Source organism: Curtobacterium sp. PhB146, assembly GCF_004342995.1.
GTDB lineage: Bacteria > Actinomycetota > Actinomycetes > Actinomycetales > Microbacteriaceae > Curtobacterium.
Genome location: NZ_SMBN01000001.1, coordinates 1643495 through 1661991, shown reverse-complemented (window position 1 = coordinate 1661991; position 18497 = coordinate 1643495). Strand labels below are relative to the sequence as shown.

The window sequence follows — 18497 nt, the reverse complement described above, 5'->3', positions numbered from 1 at the left end:
GTCGCATGATGCACGTGCATCGTCCGTGCGGGCACGCGGACCGGTGAGGCGTCGGCGGCGCGTATCCTGGGGGCATGAACCCCCGCATCACCTGGCACCGCGTCCTCGTCACCGTCGTCGTCGTGCTCCTCGTGCTGACGGTCGGCTTCTACGTCGCGAGCATCGTGCTCGCTCCCGCCGACGGCCGGAACACCGCCGGGCTCTTCGTCGGCTGGGCGATGTTCGCCATGGTCGGCGCGATCGTGTTCGGGATCATCGACTTCTTCGTCCGGCCCCTCGGTGGTCGCAGCGGGGACGCCGAGGTCATCGCCGCCGCCGAGGAAGCACGCACCGGCAGCACCCGCACCCAGCAGACCCGCTGATCTGCTGACCCGCTGACCCGCTCTACGCGGGGGTCTCGACACCCGTCCCGGTGAAGCCCGCGACCGTGGCGTCGTCGTCGGCGAACGTGAAGCGTGCACGCACCGCACCCCCACGGAGCACCGCCGGCAGCCAGTACTTCGCGTCGTCCCACATCGCCTCGTAGGGGACGTCGGCGACCGGGATCCACCGCGGCTCGAGCTCGTCGGAGCCCGACGGGCTGCCCTGCCAGCGGCGGCACACGAAGACGTCCGAGACCTGGGACCAGGACGGCCGGTACGGGAACCGGTAGTCCAACGTGCCACGGGCCTCCAGGTCGACCGTCTCGAGACGCAGGCCGACCTCTTCGCGCACCTCGCGCACGGCGGTCTCGACCGCCGTCTCACCGGGCTCGCGCTTGCCGCCCGGGCCGACCAGCCGGCCGGTGCCGAGGCCGCGGCGCTTCTCCCCGAGCAGCACCTCGGGCCCGCTCGCGCCGTCGCGCAGCAGGTAGACGACGACCACTCGGGGGTGCTGGGACTTGCTCTCGTCGCGCGGGGTCACCCGTCCAGTCTGGCCGAAGATGTGTCGTACGCTCTTCCCATGGCAGGCGTGCTGCGAGGGCACCATGGCTGAGCCCCGCAGGACCGGGCGCAGCCTCGAAGTGCTGCGCGCCGAGGCTGCCGAGGAGATCTCGATGCTCGTCGAGCACCGGAGCCGCCAGGGCGAGGACCCGTGGGAGTTCATGCCGACGCTCCCCACGGTGGACGAGCAGGTCGTGCTCATCCTCCGGGCGGACGCGGTCGACCTCGACGCCGCGATCGGCAAGCGGCACGCCCAGTGGTCGATGCACCCCGCGTCCGGTCAGGGCACCGTCCTCGGCGAGGAGTACCACCGGTTGCGCCGGATCGCACTGCAGCACCCCGAGCTCACCCAGGCGGTGTGGAAGCTCATGGGCGCCCTGCCCGACGCGAGCTGACGCCCACGCCCGAAGCGCGCCCACGCACAACGCACGCGAACGCGCGTGCGGTTGGATGGGCGCATGACCGAAACCGTGCTCGCGATCCTCAACCAGCCCTCCCGCGACGCCGCGCCGCACGACCCCGCAGCGGACGCCTTCACCTGGGCGAAGCCGCTCGAGGAGCACCTGCAGGTGCAGGACCTCGGCATCACCCGGGGCGACGGCGTGTTCGAGACGATCACGGTGGTCGACGGTCGTCCGCAGGCCCTCGAGGCGCACCTCGACCGGTTCGGCCGCTCCGCCGCGATGCTCGACCTGCCCGCGCCGGACCCAGACGCCTGGCGGCAGGCGATCGAGGCCGTCTGCGCCCGGCTCGACCCGGTCCGCGAGGCCTTCGCGAAGACCGTCCTGACCCGTGGCGTCGAGGGCACCGACCGACCCACCGGCTGGGTGTACGCCGCACCGTCCGTCGACTCGACCGCCGCGCGCACCGAGGGCATCTCCGTCGTCGTGCTGGACCGCGGCTACCGACACGACGTCGAGCGCACCTCGCCGTGGCTGCTGCAGGGCGCGAAGACCCTGTCGTACGCGGTCAACATGGCCGCCCTGCGCGAGGCTGGCCGGCGCGGTGCCGACGACGCCCTGTTCGTGTCGAGCGACGGCTACGTGCTCGAGGGCACGCGCGCGAACCTGATCCTGAAGGTCGGCGACCGGCTCGTCACACCGCGCACCGACATCGGGATCCTGGCCGGCACCACGCAGGCCGACGTCTTCCGCTTCGCCGAGCAGGAGGGCATCGAGACCGCCTACGAACTCGTCACACTCGCCGACCTGCATGCCGCTGACGCACTCTGGCTCGTGTCGAGCGTGCGGCAGGCGGCGCCGATCCGCTCCGTGAACGGCGACGCCCGTGCGGTCGACGCGGACCTGACGGACCGCATCAACGAGTTCCTGCTGGCGCGCGAGGTCTGAGCCGGCCGGGTCCGCCGGCCGTCACCACCCAGCGCCCCCGGCGCCACGGACGGGAGGCCCGGATCGCGACGTGCGGGCACGTCGCGATCCGGGCCTCCCGGCTCTCCCCCGCTACCAGCGCGGGGTGGTGACGCCGACGCCGTCCGCCCACTCGAAGACCTGGCGGCCGTCGATCCAGACACGTGTCGCGCGACTGGTCGCGTCGAGCGGGTCGCCGTCCCAGAGCACGAGGTCGGCGTCGTGGCCCACGGCCAGCCGACCGACACGGTCACCGAAGCCCAGGAACTCGGCCGGGTTGACGGTGAGCGCCTCGAGCGCGGTCTGGGCGGGCAGTCCCTCCTTCACCGCGGCGGTGGCCTGGTCGACGAGCATGCCGATCGGCACGACGGGGGCGTCGGTGGTGATCGCGACCCGGACGCCGGCGGCGGCGATGGTGGCGAGGTTCGGGATGCCGCGGTCACGGAGCTCCACCTTCGAGCGGCTCGTGAACAGCGGGCCGTAGATGACCGGGATGTCCTTCTCGGCGAGCAGGCTGGCGATCTTGTGCGCCTCGGTGCCGTGGTTCACGACGAGTCGGTACCCGAACTCCTCGGACAGCCGGATGGCGGTCGCGATGTCGTCGTGGCGGTGGGTGTGCTGGTCCCAGACGAGTTCGCCGTCGAGGACCCGGACGAGTGCCTCCTTCGTCAGGTCACGCGCGAACGGCTCACCCTTCGCGGCGGCGGCGTCACGGGCGGCACGGTAGTTCTGGGCCTCGACGAAGGCGTCACGGATGATCTTCGCGACGCCGAGGCGCGTCGACGGCGTCTGGCCCTTGCCGCCGTACACCCGCTTCGGGTTCTCGCCGAGCGCGCTCTTGATGCTCACCGAGTCCGAGATGAGCTGTTCGTCGACGGTGCGCCCGCCCCAGGTCTTGATGGCGACGGTCTGGCCGCCGATCGGGTTGCCGGACCCCGGCTTCACGACGATGCTCGTGATGCCCCCGGCGAGCGCGTCGCGGAAGCCCTCGTCGTCGATGTCGATCGCGTCGATCGCACGGACCCCGGCCATGTTCGGGCCGGTCATCTCGTTCGTGTCGTTGCCGGCCTCGCCGTTCGCCTCCTCGTGGATGCCGACGTGGCCGTGCGACTCGACGAACCCGGGGACGAGCCACGCACCGGCTGCGTCCACGACGGTGATCCCCGGGGGCGGTGTGACGTCCGGGCCGATCGCGGTGATGCGGCCGTCCTCGACGACGACCGCGCCGCCGTCGAAGGCGGGGGCGGAGACGGGGACGACGTGGGCACCGGTGATCGCGAAGGAGTTGCTCATGCCACCAACGCTACGCGGACCGGCGAAATACGAATTCCTGGCGTCGGGCGTCCGGGGGTCCCTACGCTCCCGGCATGGTGCATCGGAACGAGACCCCGGACGTCCACGACGGCTCGACCGCGCTCGGGGGCCAGACCGCGCACAGCGGCGTGCTCGTGCACCGCGGATGGCCCGTGCACGGCAGCGCGGAGCGTCCGTGGCGCAGCGCCCACCGGGGTTCCCGCGCCGACCGGATGACCACGTCCGTCCGCGTGTCGCTGCCGCCGCGGATCGCTCGTGCTCGGTGGGTGCCCGACGCCCGGACCGAGGCGCTGCTCGACCGCGCAGCCGCGGCGCTCCGGTCGCTCGACGTCCACCACGGTTCCCGGCTCGCGCCGCTCGGGTCGGTGATCGGTCGGACCGAGGCCGTCGCCTCGTCGCGGATCGAGGACGAGTCCGCGTCGCTCGACGACTGCGCCCGAGCCCTCGTGGGCATCCGCGCGAACCCGAGTGCGACCGTCGTCGTCCGCGCCGCCGGAGCGATCGAGGGGTTGGTCGCGGCAGCGGACACGGGCGTGATCACCGAGGCCGCGCTGCTCGAGGCGCACCGGCTGCTCATGCGCGACGACCCGGTCGACGGGCGGTACGCCGGGCGCTACCGCAGCGTCCAGAACTGGATCGGTGGCGGCGACACCCCGCGGCTGGCGACGTACGTCCCGCCGCCGCCGGAGCTCGTCGCGCCCCTCACGGCCGACCTGTTCGCGTTCCAGCACCGGACGGACCTGCACCCGATCGCCCAGGCCGCGATCGGGCACGCCCAGTTCGAGTCCATCCACCCGTTCACCGACGGCAACGGCCGGATCGGACGTGCGCTGATCAGCGCCGTGCTGCGACGCCGGGGCGTCACGACGACGGTGACCGCGCCGATCGCCACCGCGCTCGCAGCGGATCGGGGCCGGTACTTCCGGCACCTCGCGCGGTACCGCGACGGGGTCGTGGACGTCCTCGTGGCAGACGTCGCGATCGCCATCGGCACCGTGTGCGACGAGGCGACCGTGACCGCCCTGCTGCTCGACGAGCACGCGGCCGACCGGATGGCGGGTCCGTGTGCCACGAGCGCCCACGCCGTCGTCGGGCGGGCGCTCTCCGACGACCCGGTCCTGACCGAGACCCGGCTGCAGGACCTCCTCGCCGGTGTCGACGACGGACCGGCCGACGAGGACCTGGCCGGCTGCGTGGCCGCAGAACTCGTCCACGCCGGGGTGCTGCGTCCGGTCACCGAGCGGCGGCGTGACCGTGCCTGGGTCGCACCGGCCGTCGTGGACGAGCTCGAGGCCTTCGAGCAGCGGGTCCGCGCGGGGGTGGCGGGGCGGACGCGGTCCGACCGGTTCCGGGCGGGGCGGTCGGCGGACGCGGTGCGACCGGTTCCGGACGGGGCGGCCGGCGGACGCGGCGCGACCGGTTCCGGGCGGCGTGACGCCCGGCTCGCCACGGGGCCGTGCGCATAGGGTGGGACGGTGAGCACCGAGCACTCCCAGGCCACCCCGCCCACCGCCGCCAAGCGGCCCGTGACGCGGACCCACCACGGCATCGACTTCGTCGACGACTACGAGTGGCTGCGTGACAAGGAGTCGCCGGACACCCTCGCCTACCTCGAGGCCGAGAACGCCTACACCGACGCCGCCACCGACCACCTCGCCCCGCTGCGCGACCGCGTCTTCGCCGAGGTCAAGAACCGTGTCCAGGAGACCGACCTCTCGGTGCCGGTGCGCATGGGCGGCTGGTGGTACTTCACCCGCACGGCCGAGGGCAGCCAGTACGGCGTGCACTGCCGTGCGCCGATCGCCGGTCCGGACGACTGGACCCCGCCGGCCGTCGTCGAGGGCGAGTCGACCCTCCCCGGCGAGCAGGTCGTCCTCGACGGCAACGCCCTGGCCGACGGCCACGAGTTCTTCTCCCTCGGCACCTACGACATCAGCGACGACGGCACCCGCCTGGTCTACGGCATCGACGTCGAGGGCGACGAGCGGTACACCCTGCACGTGCGCGACCTGGCCTCCGGCACCGACCTCGGCGACGCCATCCCGAACACCGGGGCAGGCGCGACCTTCGACCCGGCCGGCCGCTACGTCTTCTACCCGACGGTCGACGAGTCGTGGCGTCCGGACAAGATCTGGCGGCACGCCGTCGGCACTACAGCGTCCGACGACGTCCTGGTCTTCGAGGAGCCGGACGACCGCTACTGGGTCGGCGTCGGCGTCACCCGGTCGTCGCAGTACATCGTCATCGAGCTCGGGTCGAAGATCACGTCCGAGGCCCTGGTGCTCGACGCCGCCGACCCGACCGGCGAGTTCCAGGTCGTGTGGCCGCGACGCGACGGCGTCGAGTACGAGATCGAGCACGCCATCGTCGGCGGCAGCGACCGGTTCCTGGTGCTGCACAACGACGGTGCCGAGAACTTCGAGCTCGTCGACGTCCCCGCGGACGACCCCACGTCCGAGCGCGACCGCCGGGTCGTCGTGGCGCACCACACCGAGCGCCGCATCGAGTCCGTCGACGCCTTCGCCGGGCACCTCGCGCTCGAGTACCGCTCCGAGGCGCTCCCCCGCATCGCGATCATCCCCATCGAGGGCGACGGGTACGGCGACGCGCACGAGGTCCCCTTCGACGAAGCACTGTTCTCGGCCGGGCTCGGCGGCAACCCCGAGTGGGACCAGCCGACGCTCCGCATCGGGTTCACCTCGTTCGTCACCCCGTCCGAGGTCAGCGACCTGGACCTGGCGACCGGCCAGGTGACGGTCCTGAAGCGCCAGCCGGTGCTCGGCGGCTACGACCCCGCCGACTACGCGCAGGAGCGTGACTGGGCCACCGCGTCGGACGGCACCCGCGTGCCGATCTCGCTCGTCTGGCGCCGCGACGCCGTCGACGCGGACACCCCATCGCCGCTCCACCTGTACGGCTACGGCTCGTACGAGCACTCGATCGACCCGGGCTTCAGCGTCATGCGCCTGTCGATGCTCGACCGCGGCGTCGTCTTCGCGGTCGCTCACGTGCGCGGTGGCGGCGAGATGGGTCGCCACTGGTACGAGAACGGCAAGACCCTGACGAAGAAGAACACGTTCACCGACTTCGTCGCGGTCGCCGACCACCTGATCGAGTCCGGCCGCACCACCGCGGACCGGCTCGTGGCCGAGGGCGGCAGCGCCGGCGGGCTCCTGATGGGTGCGGTGGCGAACATCGCACCGGACCGGTTCGCCGGGATCGTCGCCGCGGTGCCGTTCGTCGACGCGCTCACGAGCATCCTCGACCCCGACCTGCCGCTGACCGTCATCGAGTGGGACGAGTGGGGCGACCCGCTGCACGACGCCGGGGTCTACCGCTACATGAGCGAGTACACCCCGTACGAGAACGTCCGCGACGACGTGCAGTACCCGCGGATCCTCGCCGTGACGTCGATCAACGACACCCGTGTGCTCTACGTCGAGCCAGCGAAGTGGACCGCGAAGCTGCGCGAGGTCGGGGCGCCGGTGCTGCTGAAGACCGAGATGTCCGCGGGCCACGGTGGCGTGAGCGGTCGGTACGCCTCGTGGAAGGAGCGAGCGTTCGAGCTCGCTTGGCTGCTCGACGTGCTCGGGCTGGCCGACGAGGCGCCCGCCGCCTGATGACTTGGTGAGCAGAAATGGTCGGGTTGCCCTCAGGCACCCGACCATTTCTGCTCACGAAGCGAACGCCCGCGCCCGCGCCCGCGCCCTGCGACTCACACGCGGTTGAGCGCGTGCACCGCCTCGTCGTAGGACTCCTCGGCCAGGCGCACCCGGTCCCCCGCGAGCACGCCGTACCCGAACGTGCCCTCGCCACCGCGTTCGGCGATCGCCGCGTTGGTCCGCAGCGCGTCGAGGGCGTGCAGCGATCGGACCCGCTCGGTCAGTACGTCGGCCGCGCTGCCGATCCGCTTCCAGAGCGCGTGCGGGAACGCGTCGTCGCCGAGGACGTCCATCGCCATCCGCGCCCGCATCGTGCCCTGCCAGGCGGCTTCGGTGGTCGCACGGTCGGCGGCCTCGCGCTCGGCGGCGGTGTCCGAGGTGTCGTCGGCGACCGCGGCCCGGACGAGCTCGCGGATGTGCGGCTTCACGACGGCGCCGACGTCCTGCGCGACCTTCTTCGGCGATCGGAGCGACCACTCGGTCGGGGTCGGCCGTTCGACGGCGTCGTCGAGCGCGTCGAGCAGCTCGAGGAACGGCTCACCGTGCACGAACGCGACGACGTCCCGCACCGACTGGTCGCGGCGTTCACGGGTCGAGGCCAGGATGCGTTCGCGGGTCATGGAGTCGACCAGGTCGTCCTGCGCCGGGGTCGACGCGCGCGGCAACCGGTCGATGAGGTACTCGTTGAGTGCTGCGCGCGCGGTCACGGCAGCCAGGCCGTCGGCCGCCTCGGCGGCGCGGTCGACGGTGTCGCCGGCGGCGAACGCCGGACGGTAGGCGCCGAGGATCGACGCGATCTCGAGGGCGGTCTCAGCCGTCTGCCGGAGGTCGGCCGCGTCGCCGGAGCGGAGCCGCGATTCCTGGCCGAGCAGCGCAGCGCGCAGCTTCCGCAGTCGCTTCGCGAGGACGCGTGCGGTCGTGCCCTTGTCCGGCTTCTCCTCGGTCTGGAGGCGCGGTGCCGGTGCTCCTGCCAGCCCGCGTGCCAGCTTGGACGCGACGGCGGCGGGGCCGGCGCCGACGGCCGCGAAGCGCGCGTCGAGGACCGCGAAGAGCTCGTGCGCGACCTGCGGGTCGACGTCGGCGACGGCCTCGACCTCGACCTCGCGCCAGGTGCGCGGCGTTTCGGGAGCGTCGTCGTCGAGGCGCTGCGCGGTCACCTGGTCGTCGGCGAGCTCGGCGACCTGGTCGCCGTCCTCGTCGAGCAGGCGGGTCACGGTGCGGGTGGTCGAGATGCGGACCACGGGGCGCAGGCCACGGCCGCGGCGCTCGGTGAAGAGCGCCGCGAGGACCTCGGTCGGCACCGTGTCGGCGTCGTCGGTCAGCGGGAAGTGCTGCTCGTGGCGGACCGTGTCCGACTCGGAGCGCTTGATGTGCCACCCGGCGTCGGGGCCACCGGTCCGCCGGCGGACCGTGACCCGCGCCGCCACCAGGTCGTACCGCTCGGTGTCCCAGTACGTCGCATCGAGCTCGAACGGCTCCTGGTGCTCGGTGCGGAGGATGCCACCGGCACCGACGAGGTCGGGCAGGGCACCGCCCTCTGGCAGGTCGTAGGTGCGCTCGATCTCGAGGTGGGTGTCACTCACACGGTCTTGTCTACCAGGGCTTCACCGTGCGCCTCGACCACCGCGGGCGCATCGGTGGAGAACCGTGACGCCACCACGGCTCCGACGACGGCGACCAGGAACGGGACGAGCTGCCCGATCCACGACACCAGCGCCATCGCGGAGTACGGGATCCCCGAGCCGTTCGCTGCTTCTGCGAGCGGGAACACCAGTACGGCAGCGACGACGGGCAGGACGAGGAGCGAGTACGTCCACACCGGTCGGCGGAGCACCACGAGCCAGACCGCGAGCAGCCCAGCCGCGATGACGCCGACCTGGACCGGGACGTACACGGGGACGTTGAGCGAACCGCTCGTGATCGCCCACCACACTGCGGCGATGGCGAACACGGCAACGGCACCGAGGACCCGGCGGCGGCGTGCGACGTCCGACACCAGCAGGACGCTCGTTGCGAGAGCGGCGCCCGGCACCACCGCGAGCCCGATCCCGACCATGTCGAAGACGAGGCGCGCCTCCGGCAGGCCGTTGTACCGCTGCAGGAGCGCGAGGACGCCCACCGAGACGACGTAGGACAGCACCGCGAGCGCGATGAGGACCGGGATCGTGCGGATGGTGTGCGGTGCAGAACGGACGGGTGTCGGCAGTGCGGTCATGGTGTCCCCCCAGGTGGAACGGTGGCCGGCGCGTCGGTGGAACAGCGCTGTGGTGAACGCGCCGAACGCGAGTGCGGTCGGCGAGAGGTCGAGTTCGTGGGCATCGCGCACGTCGGCGAGCCACTGCTCGCGGCGGGCGGCACGGTGTGCTGCGGGCGAGACCGCGACGGCGACCCCCACGAGCATCCGGTCGAGCGCGCTCACGAGGTCACCGGCCGGTGGGCTGAGCGAGCCGGACGAGCGGGCGTCGCGGCGGACGGACGCGCGGCGACGAGGTCGCGCGCGGCGTCGACCCCGTCGGGCGTGAACTCGTAGAGCCGACGACGCGGCCCCGGCCGGCTGGTCTCGTCGTCCCACGACGACGTGATCCACCCCTGCCGCTCGAGTCGCTCGAGGATCGGGTAGACGGTGCCGGCCTGGCGCCCGGTGGCCTTGATGACGAGCAACCCCCATGCCGGGCCGTCGACGGTCAGCAGTGCGTCGAGCACGTCGAGCGTCGGGGCGGTGATGCGTTGGATCGGATCCATGCGGCTTAACCTAGCTATATCGGATAAGCGCGTCAAGGGCGTCCAGAAAGCGGGGTTAGCCTGGCGCCATGAGCGACACGATCACCCGCGAGCAGTTCACCCCCGAAGCCGGCGGCGTCACGATGTTCACGACCACATGGTGCGGCTACTGCGCCCGGTTGAAGAACCAGATGACGAAGGCCGGCGTGCCCTTCACCGAGGTCGACATCGAGCAGACCCCGGGCACGGCGGAACTCGTCACCGAGGTCAACGGCGGCAACCAGACCGTTCCGACGCTCGTGTTCCCCGACGGCAGCACGGCGACGAACCCGTCGCTGGCCGAGGTGCAGTCCCGCATCTGAGCGGCAACGCAGCAACGCGGCAACGCAGCAACGCGGCAACGCGGCAACGCAGCAACGCAGCAAAAACACCGGTGTTCCCGCTCCGAACACGCGCATGACGCGGTTCGCAGTGCGAACACCGGTGTTTTGCGGCCGAAACAGCCCCGGAACTAGCCCCCGAGCGCCTCGGTCAGCAGTGCGGCCATCGCGTCGAGCTGGATGTCGCCGGAGTCGACGAGTTCCTCGTCCGAGCCGTCGAGCGCGCGGGCGGCCAACGACGCCTTCGAGTCGATGAGCTCGGCGATCTTGGTGTCGATCGTCTGCGCGGCGATGATGCGCCACGCGGTGACGGGCTCTTCCTGCCCGATGCGGTGCACACGGTCGATCGCCTGGGTCTGCTCGGCGCTCGTCCACGACAGCTCGGCGAGCACGACGTTGGACGCCACCTGCAGGTTCAGGCCCACGCCGGCGGCGGTGAGCGAGCAGACGATCACGGCGACGTCGGGGTCGTTCACGAACGAGTCGATCTGCGCCGTGCGCTGCGTGGCCGTCTGGTCGCCGCGGATCGTGGCGGTGCGCAGGCCCCGTCGAGCGAAGACCTCTTCTGCCTGGTCCATCACGTCGAGGTGCTTCGCGAAGAACACGACCTTGCCGACGTTCGACGCGAGCTGCGCGGCGTAGTCGGCTGCGAGCTGGGCCTTGGCGCGGCCGATGCGCCGGACCATCGAGAACACGTTCTCACCGGTCGACGAGGCGTCCTGGTCCTCGAGCTCCCAGCGGGCGACCTGCCGGACGAGCTTGTGGTCGATGCCGACGACCGGGTCCTGCCCGGTGCGGGCGTCGAGCGCCTGGTGGTACCGGCGGACGAGCTTCGCGGTGAGCTCGCGCTCGGCGTCGCGGATGGAGCGGCCCTCGTCGCCGTCGAGCTCGACGGGGATGTCGGCGATCCGGCGGGCCGGGATGTCCGCGGCGACGTCGACCTTGCGGCGTCGGACGATGCCCTGGTCGATCACGGCACGGCGGGCCTCGACGAAGAAGCCCTGGTCGGCCGGCGTCAAGCCGATCTCCTCGAGCTCGTTCATGAGCTTCGCGCGGGGCTTCTTGTCGTCGATCCAGCCGAGGTACTCCCAGATGGTGCGGAAGTCCTCGACCGAGTTGATGAGCGGGGTGCCCGTCAGCGCCATGAGCAGCGGTGCTGCGGTGCGCTGCCGGATGCGGTCGGCGATCTGCAGCACGAAGCGGGCGCGCTGCGAGTCCTTGTTCTTGATGAAGTGCGCCTCGTCGACGACCATGCCCTTGAAGCCGAAGCCCCCGAGCCAGCCGGCGTGCCGGTCGAGGATCTCGTAGTTCACGATGATGATGTCGGCGAACCCGTCGAGGTCGTTGCCGTCCCCGTGGATGACGGTGGCGCGGTGGTTCGGCACCCAGCGCTCGGCTTCGCGCGCCCAGTTCGTCTTGACGACGTTCGGCACCACGACGAGCAGCGGGAACGCGTTGGCGGCGTCGGCGGCGAGCAGTGACTGCGCCGTCTTGCCGAGGCCCGGCTCGTCGGCGAGCAGGAACGTGCGGTGCCCCTGCGACGCGGCGGCGACCAGTTCGGCCTGGTGCTTCATCAGCGTGGTGCCGGAGCGGGAGTGCAGCGAGGTCGGCTCGGGCAGCGGCATCGTCGCCGCTCCCCCGCCTGCGCCGTACTCGAACGACTTGAACAGCGGACCGAAGAGCTCCCAGTTCGCCAGGCGACGCGGGTGCGCGACCGGCTGGTCGGCGAGTGCGAAGTCCGGCGGCAGGAACGGGTTGGCGAGCTGACGCTGCACGACCGCCTGCGGGGTGACCGCGCGCACCGGGGTCTCGGCGACCGGGGTGGGCTCGGCCGCGATGACGAGGTCCTCCGGCTGCAGCTCCATGCCGCCGGCGATCATCATGTCGCGCTTGACGGCGCGGGTCGCCTCGGAGACCTGCACCTCTTCCGCGAGCAGCTGGATGACGCTTGTGTCGCGGGCCGCGGTCTTCGCGAGGATCGTCGCCACGCCGTCGAGCCGCTTGAGCTGCTCGGCGCGCTGCGAGTCGGTGAGGTCGGTGTCGCCCTTCACCCGTGCGCGCTCTTCGCGCATGAGCAGTGCGACGGCCTGGAACTTCGTCCGGTTCGTCGCCTTGAGCGGTCCGCGCTGCGCCGCCGCCTCGACCTCGCGCACCGCGCGGGCGAGGACGGGGATCACGCCGTCGTTGTCCAGCGGCCTCGTCCGACGTGACGCGGTCCGCGTCCCGCCGGCAGCTCGCCGGGTGCCTGATCGAGCCAACGCTCCTCCTGTTCCGCCCACGCATCGGGGCGAGCCGCCCGTGGGGCGGAAGTCCTGCACCGGGGCCTGACACGGCTCCGGTTCGGCTGCGGGCCACCGTGGCCCACCGCATCGCCGGTCCCCGCTTCGGGACGTCCGGTGGAGTCCCGCGGACCGTTCCACCGCGAGCGCCTGCTCGGCGCCGGGTGCGACGGTCCGCGCCGGGATCCGGCGTCGTCACACGCACGTGACGCCCCCGCGGGGCGGTCACGGCCCGGTTCCCGCGTCGATCAAGTGATCGACGGCTGCGTCCGGAATCGACGCGGCACGCGGGAACGCGGTGCGTGCGCGCTCAGTTTACTCCCCGACCCCCGACAGAGGCGACTCCGCGTCGCCCGCGCGCGTCGCGCCTCCTGGAATGCCCCGTGTGCCGGCCGGGAGGCACGGTGCGGGCCCGCCACGCGCCTCCCGTCCGACGCCGGTCGCGTCCACCCCGCCGACGCGACAGATCCCGGTCCCACGCCGACCGCCCCGCGAAAGCGACAGATCCCGGATCCCCACGCCGACCACCCCGCCGAAGCGACAGATTGCCGCCGACGTTCCGCGCAGATCTGTCGCTTTCGCGACGGTTGCCGCGAGCCGTCAGACGCGGGGCGCGGACCGCGGGCGGACCAGACCGGCCGCCGGCAGGACCGGAGCAGCCTCGGCCAACGCGGCCCGCGTCGCCGCGAGGAGCTGCTCGGCGGTCTGGATGCCGTTCACGGAGCCGGTGGTCGCCTGGCCGCCGGCGTGGGCGAGCAGCTGGGCACCGATGGCGGGCCCGATGCGGTCGGCCTCGCGCGGGTTGCGGGCGACCCAGTCGCGGGCGATCGCGTCGGCGAGGCGCTCGGCCGCGGCTCCGCGGTCGGCGTCTCCGCGCGATCGGTGCCAGAGGCCGGTGACGACCAGGTGGGCGACGACCGCCCCGATGTCGCGGACCGGGAAGCCCCACCCCGCGGTGTCGATGTCCAGCAGGCCGGAGATGCGCCAGGGCTCGTCCTCGTCGACGAAGACCTGCTCGAGGTGCAGGTCGCCGTGCACGACCTGCTTCGTCGCGCTCGTCCAGCCGATCGACCGGCGGCCGATGGCGTCGTACAGGCGGTCGATCTCGTCGGCGTCCTGCGGCAACGCGGCGATGAGCGTGCGGCGGTGCCAGTCGGCGTGGTCCATCGCGTCGGCACGGGCCTGCTGGGTCATCGGGACGGTCGCGACCCGACCGCTCAGGGCGGCCAGCGACGCGACGAACCGCGGGTCGTCGGCGATGTCGAGGATGCGGCTGCCGGCCGGCACGCCGCGGATCCGCTCGAGCACGAGGAGCCCGTCGCCGCGGCTGGACAGCACCCGGGGCACCGGCAGGCCCGCCGCCACGAACTGCTCGTGCGACTTCACGATCGGCGCGACCCGGTGCGGACGGACGATCTTCAGGAACAGGGTGCGCTCGGGGGCGTCCACCCGCACCACCGCCCGCTTGCCCGGTCGGTACGCGGCCACAGTGAGCACCGGGTCGCTGACCGGCATGCCGAGCGTCGTCAGGAGCTCGGCGACCGCGTCGCGGTAGGTCACCTGCGGCAGCACCGGCAGACCCGGGTCGTTCGGGTACGCCCACACCGAGACGGGTTCGCCGGTCGCGGGATCGGTGACGATCGCACTGTTCTGGTCGTGCGCGCCGCCGGTGTCGACGTACGTCAGGACGGTGGCGCGCTGGCCGTTCCGGTCGACGGTGTCGACCTCGTAGCCGTACAGGTAGCCATTGCCCGACGGCTCGACGGAGTGCGCCCGCGCGGCCACGACGGAGGTCCCGGAGCCGGCGAAGGCCTGCGGGATGACGCGCTCATGGTTGGGCCACACGACATCAGTCAACCGTGTCCGGACGTTTTCGTCGCGTTCGTGCACGGCTCGGCGTGCGGGCGGTGGCTAGCGTGGTCGAGGTGAACCCGGTCGCGCGTCTCCGCAGCTCCAGTCGCACGCCGTTCCTGCAGGTCGTGAAGACCGCGGTGGCGGTCGTCGCGGCGGTGCTGCTGTGCCGGCTGCTGATCCAGGGACCGTTCCCGACCTTCGCCGCGATCGCCGCGCTGCTCGTCGTGCAGCCGAGCATCAACCAGTCGTTCGTCAAGGGCCTCGAGCGGAGCGCCGGGGTCGTGCTCGGCGTGCTGCTCGCCACCGGGTTCCACCTGCTGCTCGGCGACTCGGTGTGGGTCGTCCTGCTCGTGGTCGTGCTCGCCATCCTCATCGCCTGGGTGCTCCGGCTGACCCCGACCTCGGCCACCCAGGTCAGCATCAGCGGGATGCTCGTGCTCACCGCGGGGGTCGTCACGCCGAACTACTCGGCCGACCGGATCCTCGAGACCGTGATCGGTGCGGTCGTCGCCCTCGTCGTGAACGCCCTGATCATCCCGCCGGTCCTGCTCGAGCCCGCGCACCTCGCCGTCGCCCGACTCGCCCGCGACACCGCCGTGGCCTTCGAACGCGTCGCGATCGGCCTGACCGAGGGGTGGGACCGCGACCGGTGGCAGGACGCCCTGGTGCGGGCCCGCGCGCTCCGGCAGCAGCACGCGAAGACCGAGGCATCACTGAACGCGGCCCGCGAGTCCCTGACGATGAACCCGCGTGGCGGCCGGCACCGCACGATCCTCGACCGCGACGTCGCCATCACCGAGCACCTGCGCGTCCTGGTCACGCGCGTCACCGGCATGACCCGGGCGATCCACGACAACACCGCACCAGACCTGCGCGCCGACCCGGTGGTCGGCGGCATCGCGACCGAGGTGGCCCGGATCGGCTCGGACGTCCGCGCGCTGAGCGCCCGGGTCGAGTCGACACGGCTGGACCCGTCGTTCGCCGCGGGTGCCGGTCGGGACGATGCCGGGGTGGCGACCGCGGAACCCGCGCTCACGGCACCGATGGAGATCGTCCGACCGAACTCACGGCACTGGGTGCTCATCGGCGCCCTGCTCGAGGACGTCCGGCGCGTGCGCGAGGAGCTGCTCGGCGAGGACGACTGAGGCCGTTCAGCGCGTGGCGTGCCAGTGCCGGCGCCGGTCGGGCGCGGCGTGCCAGTGCCGGTCAGCGCGTGGCGCGTGCGGCTTCGGCCGCCGTCTGCACGACGTCGTCCCAGATCACCGCGGCCGGCACGGCGGGATCGGTGCCGGGAACGCCGACGTCGGCGAACCGGCTGATCTCCGCGACGACCGCCTCGGTGCCGACTTCGCGCGCCGCGCGGCTCGCCACGTCGGGGACGGCCGTCCGCAGTTCGGCGACCACGCGGTCGCGGCGGACGCCCTCCATCTGGCCGAGTGCGCCGATGCCCTTCCACGCGGCGTCGAGCTCCGCGCGGAGACGGACGATGGCCGGGTGGTCGACGGCCGGGTGGTCGACGGACGCGTGGTCGATCGGGTCGTTCATGGTGCCCCCTGGTGCAACGGACCGCCCTTCGGGTAAGCGCTGTCCGCCAGGCGATCCTACCAATGAAGCAAGAAGTCCTCATGTCCCTAGAACGCGGGACAGACCGTTCTGCCCGGTGGCCTGGCAGCCACGGTACCCGCTCCTGTGACGAGATTCAGTGAGTTCGGCCCGGGCATCGGCCCTCCGCGCCCGTTCGATGCCACGATGGGTCCGAGGAGGTCCACTATGCGGCTGTTGGTGGTCGAGGACGACGACGAGATGCGTGCCCTGATGGAGCGCGGTCTCGCTGCCGAGGGGTACCGCGTGACGGCGGTGGAGAACGGGGTCGAGGCGCTCATCGCCCTCGGCGAGCAGGCGTTCGACCTGGCCGTCGTGGACGTGATGATGCCCGGCATGTCCGGGTTCGAGCTCGCACGACGCATCCGCGAGCGCGAGGACCCCGTGCGGATCCTGCTCGTCACCGCGCGCGATGCCGTGGACGACCGCGTGTTCGGCCTCGACGCCGGCGCGGACGACTACCTCACCAAGCCGTTCGCGTTCGCCGAGCTCACCGCCCGGCTCCGCGCCCTCGGTCGCCGCGAGTCCGCCGGGGCACCCCGCACGATCGAGGTCGGCGACGTCTCGATCGACTCCGAGGCCCGTCGCATCTCGATCAAGGGCCAGCGCGTCGCCGTCAGCCCGACCGAGTTCGCGCTGCTCCGCCTGCTGGCGCGCTCCGCCGGCAGCGTGGTCGACCGGCCGAAGATCCTCGAAGAGGTCTGGGACGGCTCGCAGCACGTCGACCCGAACGTCGTCGAGCAGTACATCTCGTACCTCCGCAAGAAGCTCGTCGCCCATGAGGCCACCGTCGCGATCGCCACCGTGCGCGGCCGCGGGTACCGCCTGGATCTGCTCGGGGCGTGAGCGGGGCCTCCGCTCGCCCGGGGCCGGACCGCCCACGACGCGGTCTGGTCCGCCCCCTGCGCCTGCTGTCCCTGCGGGCACGGATCACGATCGGCTCGACGGCGATCGCCGCGGTCGTGATCGTGTTGCTCGTGCTGGTGATGCGGTTCCAGGTGGTCAGCGTGGTCGCGAGTGCGACCCGGACCCTGCTCGACGCCGACGCCGACCCGTACGTCGCCACGCTCGAGGTGGACAGCGATCCCGACCTGTCCCCGCCGGGCAACGCGCAGCTCGTCGCCGTGGTCTCACCGTCCGGAGACATCGTGCTCTCGACGATGCCCACCCGGGTGGAGAGCGCCCTCGGCAGCCTGACCTCCACACCGGCAGGCACCTCGATCATCCGGGTGTCCGGGTCCGAGTACCGCGTGGTCGTCGAACACCCCGTGAACCAGGCCGGCCGGTGGACGGTCGTCGCCGCCCGGAACTCGCAGGCCGAGGCGATCGTGGTCGACGACCTCACCTCGACCCTGTCGCTCACCGGCGTCGCGATCCTGCTCGCCTTCGGCGTCGCTTCGTGGATCCTGGCGACCGCGGCACTCCGTCCCGTCAACCGCATGCGCCGAGAGGCCGAGCGGCTGTCCGTCGCGCCCGAACGGGCCGAGCTGCCCGTCGGCCCCGCGCAGGACGAACTCGCGTCCCTCGCCACGACCCTCAACGCCTTCCTCGCCCGCACGCGCCAGGCCACCGAGCGGGAACGACAGATGGTGTCCGACGCCAGCCACGAGCTCCGCACACCGCTTGCCATCCTCACCACCCAGCTCGACCTGGCGTCGCTCGACGGTGACGACGCCGCCGCCCTGGCTGCCCACATCGAGCGCGCCAAGCACAGCGTCGCCCGGCTCTCCCGGTTGGCGAACGACCTGCTCGCGCTGTCGCGGATCGAGGAGTCCGAACGGCGGGAACAGGACGGCGACCAGCGCCCGGAGACCGCCTGGTCCGACCTCGGCGACGAGGTCATGGCGGCCGTCGACCGGGTCCGGCTCATCGCATCGGCCAAGGACGTCACCGTCGACTTCGACCTCGAGGCCCCGGTGGCCGTCGGTGGCTCCGGGCCCGGCATCGGCGGTGGTACCCACGAGCCTCGCTACCGGCTCGACACCGGTGGCATGGCGCAGCTCGTCACGAACATCGCGGGCAACGCGGTGTCGGCGCTCCCTCGCGGTGGCGGCATCTTCGTGTCCTGGCGCAGCACCGGTGGCGAAGGCGTCCTGCAGGTCACCGACGACGGCCCCGGTGTCCCCGAGTCGTTCATCCCGGTGGCGTTCGACCGGTTCACCCGACCGGACGAGGCCCGGAAGTCGCGCCCGAACCCCGATCCGGCCACCGGTGCGATCGCCCTGCCGGGTGGATCCGGGCTGGGGCTCGCGATCGTCCGTGCGGTTGCCGAACGCGCCGGCGGGACGGCGTCGCTGCGGAACGTGCGCTCCGGCGGACTCGAGGTCACGGTGCGACTGCCCGAGGTCGAGTAGCCGCGCGCCTCCTCCGCGCCCGCCGCCCGCCGCGCGCGGAC

General features: G+C 72.3%; 17 protein-coding genes. 9 read left to right on the top strand and 8 right to left on the bottom strand.

Features of this window, described 5'->3' with window-relative positions:
• Positions 1–74: 74 nt before the first annotated feature.
• Positions 75–362 carry a hypothetical protein gene (locus tag EDF33_RS07980; RefSeq protein ID WP_111084562.1) on the top strand — a complete coding sequence of 96 codons (288 nt, stop codon included), beginning with the start codon at positions 75–77 and terminating at the stop codon, positions 360–362.
• A 22-nt stretch (positions 363–384) separates the two neighbouring features.
• On the opposite strand, the gene EDF33_RS07975 is transcribed toward EDF33_RS07980, so the two are convergent.
• Entirely contained in the window at positions 385–903 is a 519-nt protein-coding gene (locus EDF33_RS07975) for an 8-oxo-dGTP diphosphatase (protein WP_159573127.1), read from the bottom strand.
• A gap of 64 nt (positions 904–967) precedes the next feature.
• Here EDF33_RS07975 and EDF33_RS07970 point away from each other — a divergent pair, with 64 nt between their 5' ends.
• Positions 968–1318: a tryptophan synthase subunit alpha gene (locus EDF33_RS07970; RefSeq protein WP_123294181.1), complete on the top strand. Its 351-nt coding sequence runs from the start codon at positions 968–970 to the stop codon at positions 1316–1318.
• 63 nt (positions 1319–1381) lie between these two features.
• Complete coding sequence (locus EDF33_RS07965; RefSeq protein ID WP_132099678.1) at positions 1382–2272, top strand: aminodeoxychorismate lyase; 891 nt, start codon at positions 1382–1384, stop codon at positions 2270–2272.
• A gap of 111 nt (positions 2273–2383) precedes the next feature.
• On the opposite strand, the gene EDF33_RS07960 is transcribed toward EDF33_RS07965, so the two are convergent.
• On the bottom strand, positions 2384–3583 hold the full coding sequence (locus EDF33_RS07960; RefSeq protein WP_111084558.1) for an amidohydrolase: 1200 nt from the start codon (positions 3581–3583) through the stop codon (positions 2384–2386).
• Between the two features lie 74 nt (positions 3584–3657).
• Here EDF33_RS07960 and EDF33_RS07955 point away from each other — a divergent pair, with 74 nt between their 5' ends.
• Together EDF33_RS07955 and EDF33_RS07950 are read left to right on the top strand one after the other, a co-directional pair.
• The gene (locus tag EDF33_RS07955) at positions 3658–5070 is read left to right on the top strand and encodes a Fic family protein (RefSeq protein ID WP_132099677.1); all 1413 of its coding nucleotides are present in this window, start codon (positions 3658–3660) and stop codon (positions 5068–5070) included.
• Positions 5071–5079: 9 nt separating this feature from the next.
• Positions 5080–7224, top strand: a complete 2145-nt coding sequence (locus EDF33_RS07950; RefSeq protein WP_132099676.1) for a S9 family peptidase — start codon at positions 5080–5082, stop codon at positions 7222–7224.
• 95 nt (positions 7225–7319) lie between these two features.
• Here EDF33_RS07950 and EDF33_RS07945 read toward each other — a convergent pair whose 3' ends face one another.
• From EDF33_RS07945 to EDF33_RS07935, 3 genes are read right to left on the bottom strand one after another with little or no spacing between them, the layout of a single operon-like run.
• A complete protein-coding gene (locus tag EDF33_RS07945) occupies positions 7320–8849 on the bottom strand; it encodes a CYTH domain-containing protein (RefSeq protein WP_131878577.1) in 1530 nt (509 codons plus the stop codon).
• Positions 8846–9685: a hypothetical protein gene (locus EDF33_RS07940; RefSeq protein WP_132099675.1), complete on the bottom strand. Its 840-nt coding sequence runs from the start codon at positions 9683–9685 to the stop codon at positions 8846–8848. The genes EDF33_RS07945 and EDF33_RS07940 overlap by 4 nt, the downstream gene beginning before the upstream one ends.
• Positions 9682–10008 (bottom strand): helix-turn-helix transcriptional regulator, encoded by a 327-nt coding sequence (locus EDF33_RS07935; RefSeq protein ID WP_123293946.1) that lies wholly within the window; start codon positions 10006–10008, stop codon positions 9682–9684. Before EDF33_RS07935 ends, EDF33_RS07940 begins: the two co-directional genes overlap by 4 nt.
• A 68-nt stretch (positions 10009–10076) precedes the next feature.
• Here EDF33_RS07935 and EDF33_RS07930 point away from each other — a divergent pair, with 68 nt between their 5' ends.
• Positions 10077–10349 (top strand): mycoredoxin, encoded by a 273-nt coding sequence (locus EDF33_RS07930; protein ID WP_132099674.1) that lies wholly within the window; start codon positions 10077–10079, stop codon positions 10347–10349.
• Positions 10350–10498: 149 nt separating this feature from the next.
• On the opposite strand, the gene EDF33_RS07925 is transcribed toward EDF33_RS07930, so the two are convergent.
• Complete coding sequence (locus EDF33_RS07925; protein ID WP_165901102.1) at positions 10499–12625, bottom strand: DEAD/DEAH box helicase; 2127 nt, start codon at positions 12623–12625, stop codon at positions 10499–10501.
• 621 nt (positions 12626–13246) lie between these two features.
• Positions 13247–14491 (bottom strand): aminoglycoside phosphotransferase family protein, encoded by a 1245-nt coding sequence (locus EDF33_RS07920; RefSeq protein WP_132099673.1) that lies wholly within the window; start codon positions 14489–14491, stop codon positions 13247–13249.
• Between the two features lie 80 nt (positions 14492–14571).
• On the opposite strand from EDF33_RS07920, the gene EDF33_RS07915 reads away from it, so the two are divergent.
• The gene (locus EDF33_RS07915; protein ID WP_123938833.1) at positions 14572–15645 is read left to right on the top strand and encodes an aromatic acid exporter family protein; all 1074 of its coding nucleotides are present in this window, start codon (positions 14572–14574) and stop codon (positions 15643–15645) included.
• A 61-nt stretch (positions 15646–15706) separates the two neighbouring features.
• Here the strand turns inward: EDF33_RS07915 and EDF33_RS07910 are convergent, their stop codons facing one another.
• Positions 15707–16045 (bottom strand): hypothetical protein, encoded by a 339-nt coding sequence (locus EDF33_RS07910; protein ID WP_132099672.1) that lies wholly within the window; start codon positions 16043–16045, stop codon positions 15707–15709.
• 225 nt (positions 16046–16270) lie between these two features.
• Here EDF33_RS07910 and EDF33_RS07905 point away from each other — a divergent pair, with 225 nt between their 5' ends.
• On the top strand, positions 16271–16948 hold the full coding sequence (locus tag EDF33_RS07905) for a response regulator transcription factor (RefSeq protein ID WP_111084549.1): 678 nt from the start codon (positions 16271–16273) through the stop codon (positions 16946–16948).
• Complete coding sequence (locus EDF33_RS07900) at positions 16945–18456, top strand: HAMP domain-containing sensor histidine kinase (protein WP_123293948.1); 1512 nt, start codon at positions 16945–16947, stop codon at positions 18454–18456. The genes EDF33_RS07905 and EDF33_RS07900 overlap by 4 nt, the downstream gene beginning before the upstream one ends.
• Positions 18457–18497: the final 41 nt, after the last annotated feature.

Excerpts from the sequence above, each read along its gene's own strand:
- EDF33_RS07930 (WP_132099674.1), top strand. The coding sequence starts at position 10,077 with ATGAGCGACACGATCACCCGCGAGCAGTTCACCCCCGAAGCCGGCGGC.
- EDF33_RS07935 (WP_123293946.1), bottom strand. The coding sequence starts at position 10,008 with ATGGATCCGATCCAACGCATCACCGCCCCGACGCTCGACGTGCTCGAC.
- EDF33_RS07905 (WP_111084549.1), top strand. The coding sequence starts at position 16,271 with ATGCGGCTGTTGGTGGTCGAGGACGACGACGAGATGCGTGCCCTGATG.
- EDF33_RS07980 (WP_111084562.1), top strand. The coding sequence starts at position 75 with ATGAACCCCCGCATCACCTGGCACCGCGTCCTCGTCACCGTCGTCGTC.
- EDF33_RS07965 (WP_132099678.1), top strand. The coding sequence starts at position 1,382 with ATGACCGAAACCGTGCTCGCGATCCTCAACCAGCCCTCCCGCGACGCC.
- EDF33_RS07910 (WP_132099672.1), bottom strand. The coding sequence starts at position 16,045 with ATGAACGACCCGATCGACCACGCGTCCGTCGACCACCCGGCCGTCGAC.
- EDF33_RS07955 (WP_132099677.1), top strand. The coding sequence starts at position 3,658 with ATGGTGCATCGGAACGAGACCCCGGACGTCCACGACGGCTCGACCGCG.
- EDF33_RS07960 (WP_111084558.1), bottom strand. The coding sequence starts at position 3,583 with ATGAGCAACTCCTTCGCGATCACCGGTGCCCACGTCGTCCCCGTCTCC.
- EDF33_RS07970 (WP_123294181.1), top strand. The coding sequence starts at position 968 with ATGGCTGAGCCCCGCAGGACCGGGCGCAGCCTCGAAGTGCTGCGCGCC.